At 68.0% G+C, this 12,031-nt stretch carries 14 protein-coding genes, 1 tRNA gene and 1 pseudogene; 8 read left to right on the top strand and 8 right to left on the bottom strand.

Annotation, left to right across the window (positions count from 1 at the left end):
• Positions 1–87: 87 nt before the first annotated feature.
• From V0Z78_RS04500 to V0Z78_RS04520, 5 genes are all read left to right on the top strand, one after another.
• Positions 88–172: transfer RNA gene (locus tag V0Z78_RS04500), tRNA-Leu, on the top strand.
• Between the two features lie 1,053 nt (positions 173–1,225).
• On the top strand, positions 1,226–1,789 hold the full coding sequence (locus V0Z78_RS04505) for a metal-dependent hydrolase (RefSeq protein WP_336343429.1): 564 nt from the start codon (positions 1,226–1,228) through the stop codon (positions 1,787–1,789).
• 92 nt (positions 1,790–1,881) lie between these two features.
• A complete protein-coding gene (locus V0Z78_RS04510; RefSeq protein ID WP_336343430.1) occupies positions 1,882–2,193 on the top strand; it encodes an MTH1187 family thiamine-binding protein in 312 nt (103 codons plus the stop codon).
• Positions 2,194–2,258: 65 nt separating this feature from the next.
• Positions 2,259–3,191, top strand: coding sequence for a methenyltetrahydromethanopterin cyclohydrolase (gene mch / locus V0Z78_RS04515; RefSeq protein WP_336343431.1), 933 nt, complete (start codon positions 2,259–2,261; stop codon positions 3,189–3,191).
• Positions 3,188–3,667, top strand: a complete 480-nt coding sequence (locus tag V0Z78_RS04520; protein WP_336343432.1) for a hypothetical protein — start codon at positions 3,188–3,190, stop codon at positions 3,665–3,667. The genes mch and V0Z78_RS04520 overlap by 4 nt, the downstream gene beginning before the upstream one ends.
• 90 nt (positions 3,668–3,757) lie before the next feature.
• Here V0Z78_RS04520 and V0Z78_RS19005 read toward each other — a convergent pair.
• The 3 genes and pseudogenes from V0Z78_RS19005 to V0Z78_RS04540 all read right to left on the bottom strand — a co-directional run bounded on the left by V0Z78_RS19005 (position 3,758) and on the right by V0Z78_RS04540 (position 6,840).
• Positions 3,758–4,419 (bottom strand): annotated as a pseudogene (locus tag V0Z78_RS19005) (DUF4396 domain-containing protein).
• A gap of 197 nt (positions 4,420–4,616) precedes the next feature.
• Positions 4,617–6,284, bottom strand: a complete 1,668-nt coding sequence (locus V0Z78_RS04535) for a GTPBP1 family GTP-binding protein (protein WP_336343434.1) — start codon at positions 6,282–6,284, stop codon at positions 4,617–4,619.
• Positions 6,285–6,366: 82 nt separating this feature from the next.
• The gene (locus V0Z78_RS04540) at positions 6,367–6,840 is read right to left on the bottom strand and encodes a J domain-containing protein (protein WP_336343435.1); all 474 of its coding nucleotides are present in this window, start codon (positions 6,838–6,840) and stop codon (positions 6,367–6,369) included.
• Positions 6,841–6,922: 82 nt separating this feature from the next.
• Between V0Z78_RS04540 and V0Z78_RS04545 the strand changes: the two genes are divergently transcribed.
• The gene (locus V0Z78_RS04545) at positions 6,923–7,066 is read left to right on the top strand and encodes a hypothetical protein (RefSeq protein WP_336343436.1); all 144 of its coding nucleotides are present in this window, start codon (positions 6,923–6,925) and stop codon (positions 7,064–7,066) included.
• Positions 7,067–7,103: 37 nt separating this feature from the next.
• Here the strand turns inward: V0Z78_RS04545 and V0Z78_RS04550 are convergent, their stop codons facing one another.
• Positions 7,104–7,952, bottom strand: coding sequence for an inositol monophosphatase family protein (locus V0Z78_RS04550; RefSeq protein WP_336343437.1), 849 nt, complete (start codon positions 7,950–7,952; stop codon positions 7,104–7,106).
• Positions 7,953–8,019: 67 nt separating this feature from the next.
• On the bottom strand, positions 8,020–8,859 hold the full coding sequence (gene pyrF / locus V0Z78_RS04555) for an orotidine-5'-phosphate decarboxylase (RefSeq protein ID WP_336343438.1): 840 nt from the start codon (positions 8,857–8,859) through the stop codon (positions 8,020–8,022).
• 82 nt (positions 8,860–8,941) lie between these two features.
• On the opposite strand from pyrF, the gene V0Z78_RS04560 reads away from it, so the two are divergent.
• Complete coding sequence (locus V0Z78_RS04560) at positions 8,942–9,598, top strand: HAD family hydrolase (protein WP_336343439.1); 657 nt, start codon at positions 8,942–8,944, stop codon at positions 9,596–9,598.
• Here V0Z78_RS04560 and V0Z78_RS04565 read toward each other — a convergent pair.
• Together V0Z78_RS04565 and V0Z78_RS04570 are read right to left on the bottom strand one after the other, a co-directional pair.
• Positions 9,595–9,975: a hypothetical protein gene (locus V0Z78_RS04565; protein ID WP_409338722.1), complete on the bottom strand. Its 381-nt coding sequence runs from the start codon at positions 9,973–9,975 to the stop codon at positions 9,595–9,597. The two genes, V0Z78_RS04560 and V0Z78_RS04565, sit on opposite strands and share 4 nt — an antisense overlap.
• 24 nt (positions 9,976–9,999) lie before the next feature.
• The gene (locus tag V0Z78_RS04570; RefSeq protein WP_336343441.1) at positions 10,000–10,458 is read right to left on the bottom strand and encodes a DUF2240 family protein; all 459 of its coding nucleotides are present in this window, start codon (positions 10,456–10,458) and stop codon (positions 10,000–10,002) included.
• Between the two features lie 79 nt (positions 10,459–10,537).
• Here V0Z78_RS04570 and V0Z78_RS04575 point away from each other — a divergent pair, with 79 nt between their 5' ends.
• Positions 10,538–10,912, top strand: coding sequence for a 30S ribosomal protein S8e (locus V0Z78_RS04575; protein WP_336343442.1), 375 nt, complete (start codon positions 10,538–10,540; stop codon positions 10,910–10,912).
• Between the two features lie 52 nt (positions 10,913–10,964).
• Here the strand turns inward: V0Z78_RS04575 and V0Z78_RS04580 are convergent, their stop codons facing one another.
• Positions 10,965–11,963, bottom strand: coding sequence for a PhoU domain-containing protein (locus tag V0Z78_RS04580; protein WP_336343443.1), 999 nt, complete (start codon positions 11,961–11,963; stop codon positions 10,965–10,967).
• Positions 11,964–12,031 lie beyond the last annotated feature (68 nt).

The raw sequence follows: 12,031 nt of genomic DNA on the forward strand, positions 1-12,031 counted from the left end.
CGACAGTAAACATAATATATCTGTTGTGTGTTGAGGCGATCGCCCGACCGAAACCCACTTTTCGGTCACCGGAATAGGGGAGGACGCGCGAGGGTGGCTGAGCCTGGCCAAAAGTGGCGGGCTTAAGACCCGCTCCCGTAGGGGTTCGAGGGTTCAAATCCCTTCCCTCGCATTCTTGCCGCATGAACACGTTCGTGAGCGCGGCGAATCGCACGGAAGGAGTTGAATCAGGGAGTGAAGCGCCAGCGAAACGACCGTGATTAAATCCCTTCTTTCCGGCTTCATGAGAACGCTCCGCGTTCTGAGTAGCCGGCAAGATCGCGAAGCAGTTTTGCGACCGAACGGGAGAAATTCGAACCGATCGAGTCGCAACGCAACCGAGGAACGGTCCGGTGTGGTTCGCTCCTCTCGTCCGGAGCTCGACATCGGCCTCGTTTCGTCCGTACCAACCGCCGTCTCGAACCGGGTCCGCTGATGGCCTCCGGCCTTTCGAGGCGATCACCTCCGAGAAAACGGAGACATCACCGCCGCCCACGCGGTTCTATAGAGCGGTTATCGATTTATGAGGCCGTCCTATGCTGTATCCCGATATCCTTCTACAGGCCCGCCGGCAGGAGGTTCGAGTCTCGGTCGATGGATGGTCGTCCGACGTCGAGACGGCTGTCGATCCGTCGCTCGTTGCTTTCGGCGGCCGGGTGACCCGTGACGATCGAAGGCACCGTAACCGACGGCAGGAACCGGACGAGCCGCGAACCGGATCGAAGACCGCGTTCCCGACCATCTACCAACCGAGCGGAGGAGAGATACGTCATCCGACGTTTCGAGACCGCCGGACGAGTTCCTCTCGATCGATATCGGCCGACGAACGGAGTCCCTCTCACCGGATCGGTCCGCTACCGACCGTCGTCGCGACTCGGTAGATCGGATCGATGTGACCCACTCTCCACGGGCGAGTTCGAGCGAACGGCGGCTTCGCGAGCCCCGCCGACCCTCCTGAGCCGTGTGTCGGTGGCCGACGCGCCGTCGATAAATCTCATACGACGATACTGAACTCCGCTCGACCGACGCGACCCGGATCAGCCGTGGTCGTCTCCTCGGTCGTCGAGATACGCGTGGAACCGCTATCGGTAGTGGGACGTCGTGCTTGAGGCGCAACGGCGTGTTCGTCGCCGTTGATCCCGACGTACCATTGAATCTATATACGTCCCGAGCAGTGATGCGGGCCATGGTCGAACTGCTGGGTCACGTCGGGATGGCGCTGTTGTTCGCGACGCCCGCCTGGTTCCTCTGGGGTCGGCGTCCCTCCGTGACGTTCGCCGCCTTCACGCTCGTCACCGCGATGCTCCCCGACGTCGATCTGTGGCTCGAGGGGCTCTTCGCCTCTTCGTTGCTCCAGCACCACGGGCTGACCCACACGGTCCCGTTCGTGCTGATCGTCGGCGTCCTCTTCGGAGTCGTCGCGGCGTACGCCTGTACGCCCCTCCTGAACGCCCACCGGCTGATACACAGCGACTCGATCACCCGCGGGACCACGTTCGTCTTCACGACCGGCGCCTTCTGGGCCGGCGGGCTCAGCCACGTCTTCGCGGATCTCCTCTCGGCGGCGCCCGACGCGGCGCTCGCTCCGCTCTGGCCGCTGTCGAGCGAAACGCTCGTCATCGACGTGATCGCGTACGACTCGACCGCGTGGAACGTCGTCTTCCTGTCCATCGCGCTCGTCCTCCACCTCGTGCTCTACCGTTCCGAGCGCTACCCCTACCGAACCCGCTACGGACTGGACGACGACTGAGTTAGCGTCGCCATCCGCACTCGTCCTCCGTACAGGAACGCGTTTCCAACGCAGGGGCCGCTTTTACGTAATACGGTGACCTCGTACCGATCATGACCGTGATCGCGTATCTGAGCGTCGCACCCGTCAAGGAAGGCAGCATGGCCGACGAGGTCGCGAAGGGCGTCGAGGCACTTGAGGAGTTCGACGTCTCCTATGAGACCAACGCGATGGGGACGGTGATCGAGGCCGAGGAGATCGGCGAGCTGTTCGCCGCGGCCCAGGCCGCCCACGAGGCGGTCGAGGGCGACCGCGTCAGTACCCACCTGAAGATCGACGACAAGCGCGCGAGCGACCAGACCGCCGACGAGAAGGTCGAGGCCGTCGAGGAGGAGCTCGGCCGCGAGGCGCGCTCCGACACGTAGCGTACGGGGCTCACAGCGGTCGACCGGATCGTCACGTCCATTAGGTCGCCGTCGAAACCCGACGTATGGACAGTCTCAACCGTATGGCGATCGAGCTGGCCGACGAGGCCATCGACTTCGCCGACGAGCTCAACGTCGTCGTCGGGGAGCTCGACACCGGGACGACGGTGCTCGACTTCGGCGTTCACGCCGACGGCGGCATCGAGGCGGGCCTGTTGCTCGCGGAGCTCCAGACCTCGGGGCTGGCGACCGTTCAGACCCGAATGGACGAGGTTGGGGGCGCTCCGATACCCTACGTCGAGTGTTCGACCGACCAACCCGCGCTGGCGATCCTCTGTTCGCAGAAGGCGGGTTGGGAGCTCTCCGTCGAGGACTTCGAGGGGCTCGGCAGCGGACCCGCCCGCGCGCTGGTCGCCGAGGAGGAGGAGTTCGCCCGCGTCGGCTACGAGGACGTCTTCGAGTTCGCCGTGCTCTCGATCGAGAGCGAGGACCTCCCCACCGAAGCGGCCGCCGAACGGGTCGCCGACCTCGCGGGCGTCGATCCCGCCTCGGTGTTTCTGCCCGCGTTCTCGACGGCCAGCCTCTCGGGCAGCGTTACGATGGCCGCCCGCGCCGCCGAACTCGCGGTCTTCCGGCTTTCCGAGCTGGGTTACGACCCGCTCGACATCGTCAGTACGAGCGCGAGCGCCCCGCTCGCGCCCGTCGCCGACGACGAGAAGACGGCGATCGGCCGGACCAACGACGCGCTGGCCTACGGCGGACGGGCCCACGTCGTCGTCCGCGAGGAGTTCGAGCGCTTCGACGAGGTCGTCTCGACCGCCAGCGACGAGTACGGCACGCCGTTCGAGGAGATCTTCGCCGACGCCGACTGGGAGCTCTACGACGTCCCCGAGTCCGTCTTCGCGCCCGCACAGGTGACCATCGACGTGCTCGGCGGGGGGACCCACCACTACGGGCAGACGAACGAGAAGCTTCTGACGGCGAGCTTCGGACTATGAGGATCAAGCCGGTGCCCGCTCCGCCGGACGGGGTGGACCGGCTCCTCGAGATCCGTGACGGGCTTCCCCTCGTCCCCGAACCCGAGGAGAGCTGCTGTGAGCGGCTGGTTCATCGCGCCTGCGTGGTCAACGCGGAGACCGCCCGTGACTGGCTGAGCTTCCTCAGAGGATTGGGTCTCGCCGCTGAGGGCGACGCAGGCTACCATCGGACGCGCGACGACCCGAACGGGCTCGGAGAGGCGTTGCTCGAAGGGGTCTACGGCGCCCGGGAGGTCCGGACGATCCTCGACGATGCGGGAGAGCCGCTCGCGGTCGACGAGGTGTTCGAGCGCTTCGAGGCGGTCCCGCGCTGGGAGCGCCACCGCAATCCCGACTGGGAGGCGATCTGGCGCGAACGGGTCGAACGGCTTCTCGGCTGGCTCGCGCTGTTCGGACTCGCGGACCGGCGCGATGGGACGTACGCCCTCGAGGAGTGACGTGTGCGTGAACGAGTACCGAGCCGGACCGAAGCCGACGGAATCGAACGGTCCCGAACCGGCCTCCGTCACGGTCCGAGCGTCGGTGGGCTACCCCATCTCGGCGGGGTTCATCATCCCCTCCTTCACGCCGCGTTCGATGAGGAGGACGTTGACCGGATAGGCGGCGAGCAGCCCCATCGAGAGCGAGAAGACAAGCGCAGACCAGAAGAGGACGTCCCCCATCGTCGCCTCTCCGGCCAGCCAGAGGTCGGTCGAGATCGCGACGATCTCCATGACCGCGATGCTGGCCGTCTCCGAGTAGAACGCGTCGATCGTCGCCTCCCGAAACGGACGCCCTCCTGCATGAGCGGTCCGATCGTCATCGCGTAGCCGAAGACGTAGGCGAGCGTGAACGTGATGAGTGCGGCATAGAGGTTTCCCAGCGCGAGTAATCCTACGGCGATAACGACGCCGGAGATCTCGCCGGCCCCACATCCGGAGTAGCAGTGACTGACCGACCGGAACCCACGCCGCCAGAGCGAATCGTGAGCGATCTGGGCGCGTCCCGAATACCAGTAGCCCGCGAGCCCGATCGGCCCCGAGTAGAGGACGGTGAACCCCCAGACGTACTTCATCAGGCTTCCGAGTGCCTGGTTGTTCCTTCGGAGGTCCCGGACGAGGGCGCCGAGTGAGACGAGAACGAGGACGATCCACCCCCCGAGGAGGACCGGGTTCGTCAGAACGCGCTGTAACGCGGCTTGAACGCTCATGGATCCTGGTACGGGTCGCCCGTTTACCTCGTTTGGGGCTTTGACTTCCGGGATCAGAGCCGTCGGGATCGAACGTTCACCGGTTATCACCGCGGTCGAACGTCGTCATCCGAAGTCGTTCCCATGCGTGGCTTCGAAGATCGAACGTCGGGAGCTCCTACCGGCTTCGAACCCGAATTCGAATCACGGACGGCCCGTCACGTCTCGGGGACCGGGTTCACGTCGGTGACGGTGCCGACGCCCTTGCTCTGGCCCTCCCTGAAGACGAAGCGCTGGCCCTCCTCGACGAGGTAGGGCCGGAACTTGAAGCGTACGCGGGTTCGACCGGTGTCGCCCGGCAGCAGTCGTCCGCCCTCGGGGGTGAAGACGGCCGCCTCGCTCACGGTCTCGAGGTGGACGACGGGCTCGTAGCCCGCGGAGATCCGGGTGGGGTGGTTGAGTACCATCACCTCGGCCTCGAACTCCCTGACGGGTTCGGGTGCGGAATCGCGGGGCAACAGCGCCATCCCCCGCTCGATGTCGGCCTCGCGTACCCCTTTCAGCGCGATGCCGACGATCCGGCCCGAACTCGCCCGGTCGACCCGGTGGTAGTGCATCTCGATCGAGCGGACCTCGACCTCGGCGAAGCTGCCGTCCGTGAGCGGGCCCAACAGCAGTTCGTCGCCCGTCTCGACGCTGCCCGACTTCACGGTACCCGACGCGACCGCTCCGACCCCGGTGACGGAGTAGGTCCGGTCGATGTACATCCGGAAATCGCCCTCGTCGGGCGCCTGCTTCGGCAGCCTCTCGAACAGCGAGTCGAGCACCTCGAGTCCCTCGCCGGTGACCGCGCTGGTCCCGACGATCGGAACGACCGTCTCGTCGATCTCCTCGATCGCCGTCCGGACGCCGTGGCGCGCGACCGGGAGCGGCGTCCGACCCACCTCCCGGAGCAGGCGTTCGACCTCTCGAGAGACCTCCGCCGCGCGCTCCTCGTCGACGAGGTCGACCTTCGTGATCGCGACGACGGTGGGGAGGTCGGTTGCGAGCAGCACCCCGAGGTGTTCGCGGGTCGTCCGCGTGGGACCGTCGTCGGCCGCCACCGTCAGCAGCCCGTAGTCCAGCTTCTGGCCGACCAGTCCTCGAATGGTGGTCCGCAGCCACGGCTCGTGGCCGACGGTGTCGACGAACGACACCAGCCGGTCGGCCTCACGGACGACGCCGGCGCGGTCGTCCTTCCGGTGGGGGTTGTCCATTCTCACCGGCTCGCCCTCCCTGAAGCCGTAGACGCCGTAGGAGAGGTCCGCCGACAGCCCGCGTTCGACCTCGTGGGGCTGGACGTCGAGATAACCGCGTGTCCCCCCGTCGCCGTCGTCGGCCCGGCCGGTGACGAGGCTGCCGATCAGCGTGCTCTTGCCGTGGTCGACGTGGCCCGCCGTCCCGACGACGATGTGGTCGTCGTCCGTCTCGAGCATCGCGCCAGTTCTGAGGGTGGCGACGCCGACCAGGCCCTTCGCGGAGCCCTCCTCCCCGTGATCGTCGACCGCACGGTTGCCGTGGCCGTCGCCCTCGCCGTCGACCCCCCAGGTCTGGACGTCGTGGATGTGGGCGTCGGCCTCCTCGGCCAGGATCGAGAGGACGTCCATCGACTCCGAGAAGGCGTCGGGGCTGATGCCCGCGATGCCGCCGCCGTCGGTGACGCCAACGACGTAGGTCGCCTCGCCGTCGCCCGAGAGCACGCGGTGGCGGAGCTGTGCCGCGAGGCTCTCGAATCGCCCGCCCTCCAGGTGCTGGGTCCGGGTGAGCCGCTCCTTGAACTCGACGCTGCCGCCCTCCCTCTCGCCGTGATCGATCGCTTCCTGCAACACGGCCCGGTCGGGGCTCATGGACGGGGGTTGGGGAACGAGTAGCAAAAACGTTCTCGTAGCGTGATAACACTACACACGGAGCCGCTCGCGGTCGTTCGCGTTACTCGGTCAGCCGGTCGTAGGCGCTCTTGACCCGTCTGAACTCCGTCTCGTCGCCGCCGCGGTCGGGGTGGACGGTCTTGACTCGCTCGCGATAGGCCCGCTTCACCCGTCCCTCGTCGGCGCCGGGGTCGAGCCCGAGGATCCGGTAGGCCTCTCGACGGCTCGGTCCCGATCGCTCCGGCGGCCGGCGCGGGTCGGTGCGGGTACGCCGGCGGGCCCCGCCGAGGCGACCGCCGCCCGCCCGCGTCCCGTGCGCTCCGACCGTGTCTCCCCGTCCCCTCCGTACGCGTTCGCGCATCCGTCGTTCGAGGCGGCCGGTCCCCTGATACCACATCAGGTAGCCGGTCAGGGCGAACGGCGCCGCGATCGCGAGCGGTACCGGGGTCCGATAGACCGACGCGACGATCAGCATGAGGACGGCGCTCCCCGCGAACACCGACGCGAGCCCCACGAGCAGCCGCGATCCTGTCACGTGCGGGCTACGGAGCCGACCACCGTAAACGTCCCGCCGATCCGGCCGTCGGAGTCAAGCGGCTCGAACCGGTATCGGAAGTATGAGCGTCACCGGACTCTGTCAGCACTGCGAGAGCGCGCGGGCGAGCCACCGATGTGAGGGCTGTGGCGCGCTCGTCTGCGACGCCCACTACGACCGTCAGAAGGGAAGCTGCGTGCGGTGTAGCGGCGTCGGCCTCCGCTAGGCCGCCCCCCTCGATTCGACAGTCGCGACCGCGAGGGTCAGCGGCGAACGGCGCGGATCGCTTCGAGCACCGCTTCGTGGACGGTTCCGTTCGAGACGACCAGCCCCTCGCTGTCGTGGCGCCAGCGCTCGCCCTCGAGATCGGTGGCCCGTCCGCCCGCCTTGCGAACGAGGTGGATCCCGGCGACGGTGTCCCAGGGGTTGGGCCGGACGTCGCTCATCGCCCCGTCGAGGCCGCCGTCGGCGATCATGTTCAGCGTCCCCTGTGCACAGCCGAACCGACGCATGTCGCCGAAGCGCTCGATGATCGCCCGCACCGCGGCGGCGAACTCCCCGCGCTGCTCGAAGTCCCACCAGAGCGTCGGCGAGACCATACAGGTCTTGGGGTCCCCGCGCTCGCTCACCGAGATCGCCTCGCCGTTCAGCCGCGTCTCCTCGCCGTCGGCGACGTAGCAGTCCTCGAGCGCCGGCATCGCGTTGGTCGCCGCGACCGGCTCGCCGTCGATCACGGCCGCGACGCTGGTCGCCCAGATCGGGATCCCGCGGACGTAGTTCGCGGTGCCGTCGATCGGATCGATCACCCAGGCGGGGCCCTCCTCGGGGACCTCCTTCAGCGCCTCCTCTGCTCGCGGGCTCTGCCCGCTCGCATGGTCCGTGGAGCTCGGCTCCACGCCGTCTTCCTCGCCAACGATCGTGTCGTCGGGAAACTCCTCGCGGATCACCTCGATCACGTGGCTCTGTGCGTCCCGATCCGCCTGGGTGACGACGTCGGTCTTCCCGTCCTTGGTCTCGACGGGGATGTCGGTGCGGAACCGATCGAGCGCGAGGTCGCCCCCGGCGCGGGCGGCACGTTCGGCCACCTCGCTACGGTGCGTGAGGTCGTCCATGTCCATACCCGTTCGGGGAGCTACATAAATCGGTCCGGCGTCCGGGTGCGGCGGCGCTTCCGTCGGACTACCGATGCTCGTTCAGCCGCCGTTTCAGCCGTTTCGCGGCCTCGCCGGCGGCCTTGTCGAACGCCTCGTGGTCCTCGCCCGCGTTCCCGGACGGCGTCCGGGAGCTCGGCGAGCCGTACTCGCCGGCGAAGATGATCCCCCGCGTGGAGTTGACGAGACCGACCCCGTCCGCGAGCCCGAACTCGACGGCGGCCTCGGCGTCCCCGCCCTGGGCGCCCACCCCCGGAACGAGGAATGGCAGGTCGGGCACGCTCTCTCGAAGGGATTCGAGCTCCTGGGGCGCGGTCGCGCCGACGACGAGCCCGACGTTGTCGTTCGCGTTCCACAGGTCCGCGAGGGCGGCCACCCGCTCGTAGACGCGCTCGCCCGAGGCGAGTTCGAGATCCTGGAGGTCCGCACCGCCCGGGTTCGAGGTGCGACAGAGCACGAACACGCCGGCCCCCTCACGCTGGAGGAACGGCTCGAGGGAGTCTCGGCCCATGTAGGGGTTGACCGTAATGGCGTCCGCCTGATCGAGCAGCCGTGCGTACTGGCGGGTCGTGTTGCCGATGTCGGCGCGCTTGGCGTCGAGGATGACGGGGACGTCCTTGCCCCTGGCATAGGCGATCGTCTCGACCAGCGAACGCCAACCATCGGGGTCCTCGTAGAACGCCGCGTTGGGCTTGTAAGCCGCGGCGTGCTCGTGGGTCGCGTCGATGATGCGACGGTTGAACGCCCATCGCGGGAGGTCGTGGTCGTGCATGCGTTCGGGGAGGCGATCGAGGTCGGGATCGAGCCCGACGGAGACGATGCTCCCCGTCGTCTCGATCCGGTCGCGCAGCCGCTCGAAGAACTGCATGTTCGAACCTGGCTGGGTCACTACTACAAGCTTCGGATCCGCATGTGGACACGCTCAAATCCGAGGAGATCGTACGGAGGGTATGGCACTCAGTGCGGTCGTGTTCGACCTCGACTACACCCTCGCGGTGGTCCGACGCGACCGAGCCACCCTGCTCGCCGAGGCCGCCGCGACGGCCGACGTCCCCGTCGACTTCTCGCGCGAGGAGTACGGCGCGGCTCACCAGCGAGCCCACGCCCACGAGACCCGCGCGCCCATCTTCGCGGACCTGCTCGGCGGGAACGACGACGGGGAGGCCCTCGCGGAGGCCTACCGAACGGCGATCGCCGACGACCTCGAACCGATCGACGACGCCGAGACGCTGATCGCCGACCTGCGCGAGCGCTACAAGGTCGGCCTCCTCACCAACGGTCCGGTGCTCGCCCAGCGCGATAAGCTCGCGACGCTCGGCTGGGAGGGGCTGTTCGACGCCGCGGTGATCACCGGTGAACTCGAGGCCGGAAAGCCCGATCGCGGTGCGTTCGAGGCGATACTCGACGCGCTCGACGTCGCTCCGGAGCGGGCGGTCTACGTCGGCGACAGCATCGAGGCCGACGTCGTCGGCGCGTCGGAGGCGGGGCTGTTCGTGGTTCAGGTCTGCTATCCGGGCGGGCCCGACCCCGACCCCCGGGCCGACGTCCACGTTGATCGCGCCGCCCTCACGGAACGGCTTCCCGCCATCGTCCGCGAGCTCGATTAGCCGGCGAGCGCCGCCTCGATCGTCGCGAGCGCGCGTTTCACCTGTGCGCCGTCCTCGAGGAACACGAGCGTCCTCGGCGGGACGACCGCCTTGGGCCGCACCCGCAGCCCCTCGCGGTCGGCGGCGTCGACGACCGCCGCCTGGGTGCTCTCGAGTTCGAACTCGAGATGTGCGCGCTCGGGGTGGACGTGGACGTCGGCGAGGCGCTCGCCGTCGGCCTCGATCCCGTAGGCGAACGCGCCGTCGACGGTCGGCTCGACCTCGCGGTCGGCGTCGACCACCGAGAGACGGGCCAGCATGCCGTCGGTCCGGCCGTCGATCTCCGAGGCGAGCAGCTGTGCGATGCGCCGCCCGTCCTCGAGTCGCTCCTCGACCATATCGGCGAGTGGCACGGCGCGGGCTTACCTTCCACGGTCGCTCGTCAGCGTCTCGCGAACGGCCGGGAGCTCCCGCTCGACGTCGACCCCCTCGCGCCGGGCGAGGACGACGGCCGCGACCTCGATCGTCACGCCGAGGCGACGCTGGAGCTCGTTGATCCGCGCGACCGCGACCCGTCTCTCGATCCCCTCGGCGACGATCGTGTCCAGCAGCCGCTCGAACGGCGAACGCTCCGCCAGCAGCTCCTCGTCCGGCGAGAACCCCTCGGGGATCTCGACGGACTCGACGGCGAAGGAGGCCTCGAGTCCCGCGTCGGTTCGCTCGAGCAACCCCTCTCCGACCGCGACGTTGATCAGGCGTTTGGCCTGATCCGGCGAGAACCAGTCCCGATCGAGCGAGAGGGCGACGACGAACGCGCTCTCCTCCATCCGATGCGTGCCCGTACCCTGGAACGGCGCGGCGACGGCGACCCGCAGACTCATTCGCCGATACTGGCGCGAGCACGCAGGTAAGCGGTTCGGATGCGATCCATTGAAGTAGCCACCGGCTCTCCGAACGGGCATGAAGGACCACGGCCGTTCGACCCGGAAGCGAACCGGCGGGCGACTGCGCCCGATGAAGAAGCGAAAGAAACACCAGATCGGTCGCCAGCCCACCGAGACCCAGGTCGGCGATCGGAAGTTCAAGACCGTCGACGCGCGGGGCAACACCCGAAAGGTCCGTGTGATCGCTACCGACGTCGCGAACGTCTCCGCCGACGGCGAGGTCGTCAGCAGCGAGATCCGCGACGTCGTCGAGAACGCCGCCAACCCCAACTACGTCCGACGAAACATCATCACGAAGGGCGCAGTCATCGAGACCGGCGAGGGCCGCGCGCGCGTCACCTCTCGTCCCGGCCAGGACGGGCAGGTCAACGCCGTTCTCCTCGACGAGTAACCTCCGACCGTTCTGCGGTACTCGATTCGATCCCTTCGAGCCTCGCTCCTGATTACGGTCTCGGTGCGGCCCGCTGGAGCGCGGTCTCGGCGATGTTGCCGCCGTAGTCCGCCGTCCGCGAGAGCGAGTCGACCACCAGTCCGAGGAACTGCGCCTGATGGGCGTCGTCGAGGGAGCGGATGCGCTCGTCGACGGTCCGGGTGTGCTCGTCGATCGCCTCGACCTCCTCGCGGGCCTGGTTCGCGAGCCGCGTCGCACGGTCCCCGTCGTCCTCGAGGAAGGCGTCCATCGCCCGCTCCACGATGGCGACCGCGTCCTCGTGGAGCGCCGAGAGCGCCTCCGTGACCTCCTCGGGCACCGTCCCGAGGTCGAGCGCGATCTGGGCGATCTTCGCCGAGTGGTCGGCGATGCGTTCGAGCTGGCGGGCGCTCGAGTGGTAGTCGAAACACGTCTCGCGGCCGAGACCGATCTCCGCCGCGGCGCCCGGGTTTCGCAGGGTCGAGCGGAACACCCGCGAGACCATGAACCAGAGCCGGTCGACGTCGTCGTCACGCTCGATCACGCCGGTCGCGAGGTCGTCGTCGTCGTCGATCAGCGCGGAGACGGCGTCGGCGAGCATCGTTGTCGCGATCAGGCGCATCCGGGTGACGGCGTTGTGCACCGAGAGCTGGCCGGAGTCGAGCAGGTCCTGGAGGACGATGCGGTCGCCGGTCTCCTCGACCACCTCCAGTCCCACGAGCCCCTGGGTGGCGTCACGGACGCTCCGGCGTTGCCCGGCGCTGACCCGGTCCGTCTCCAGGTGGATGACGTCGAACCCGCTCACGTACATCGTCACGACCGCACGGGTCAGATCCCGGCCGTCGAGGTCGGCGATGTCGAGCGTCCCCTCGACGGGCTCGTCGCCGCGGCGCGGCGTGAGCAACAACGACTCGCCCTCGGGGTGGAAGCTGACCTCGGTTCCGGCCTCGATCCCGTTCTCGAGCGCCCACTCCTTGGGGATCGAGACGGTGAACGTCGACCCGCCGGTGATCTGCACCTTTCGCGTGTCCATGACTCCCGATTTCCGTTCGGATGTAGTAAATCTGGCTATGACTATATAGTAAATGTATCGATCGGCAG

It is taken from the genome of Halalkalicoccus sp. CG83, from assembly GCF_037081715.1.
Classification (GTDB): domain Archaea; phylum Halobacteriota; class Halobacteria; order Halobacteriales; family Halalkalicoccaceae; genus Halalkalicoccus; species Halalkalicoccus ordinarius.

Excerpts from the sequence above, each read along its gene's own strand:
- V0Z78_RS04580 (WP_336343443.1), bottom strand. The coding sequence starts at position 11,963 with ATGGACACGCGAAAGGTGCAGATCACCGGCGGGTCGACGTTCACCGTC.
- mch (WP_336343431.1), top strand. The coding sequence starts at position 2,259 with ATGGACAGTCTCAACCGTATGGCGATCGAGCTGGCCGACGAGGCCATC.
- V0Z78_RS04535 (WP_336343434.1), bottom strand. The coding sequence starts at position 6,284 with ATGAGCCCCGACCGGGCCGTGTTGCAGGAAGCGATCGATCACGGCGAG.
- V0Z78_RS04570 (WP_336343441.1), bottom strand. The coding sequence starts at position 10,458 with ATGAGTCTGCGGGTCGCCGTCGCCGCGCCGTTCCAGGGTACGGGCACG.
- V0Z78_RS04545 (WP_336343436.1), top strand. The coding sequence starts at position 6,923 with ATGAGCGTCACCGGACTCTGTCAGCACTGCGAGAGCGCGCGGGCGAGC.
- V0Z78_RS04505 (WP_336343429.1), top strand. The coding sequence starts at position 1,226 with ATGGTCGAACTGCTGGGTCACGTCGGGATGGCGCTGTTGTTCGCGACG.
- V0Z78_RS04510 (WP_336343430.1), top strand. The coding sequence starts at position 1,882 with ATGACCGTGATCGCGTATCTGAGCGTCGCACCCGTCAAGGAAGGCAGC.
- pyrF (WP_336343438.1), bottom strand. The coding sequence starts at position 8,859 with ATGCAGTTCTTCGAGCGGCTGCGCGACCGGATCGAGACGACGGGGAGC.
- V0Z78_RS04565 (WP_409338722.1), bottom strand. The coding sequence starts at position 9,975 with ATGGTCGAGGAGCGACTCGAGGACGGGCGGCGCATCGCACAGCTGCTC.
- V0Z78_RS04550 (WP_336343437.1), bottom strand. The coding sequence starts at position 7,952 with ATGGACGACCTCACGCACCGTAGCGAGGTGGCCGAACGTGCCGCCCGC.
- V0Z78_RS04575 (WP_336343442.1), top strand. The coding sequence starts at position 10,538 with ATGAAGGACCACGGCCGTTCGACCCGGAAGCGAACCGGCGGGCGACTG.
- V0Z78_RS04560 (WP_336343439.1), top strand. The coding sequence starts at position 8,942 with ATGGCACTCAGTGCGGTCGTGTTCGACCTCGACTACACCCTCGCGGTG.
- V0Z78_RS04520 (WP_336343432.1), top strand. The coding sequence starts at position 3,188 with ATGAGGATCAAGCCGGTGCCCGCTCCGCCGGACGGGGTGGACCGGCTC.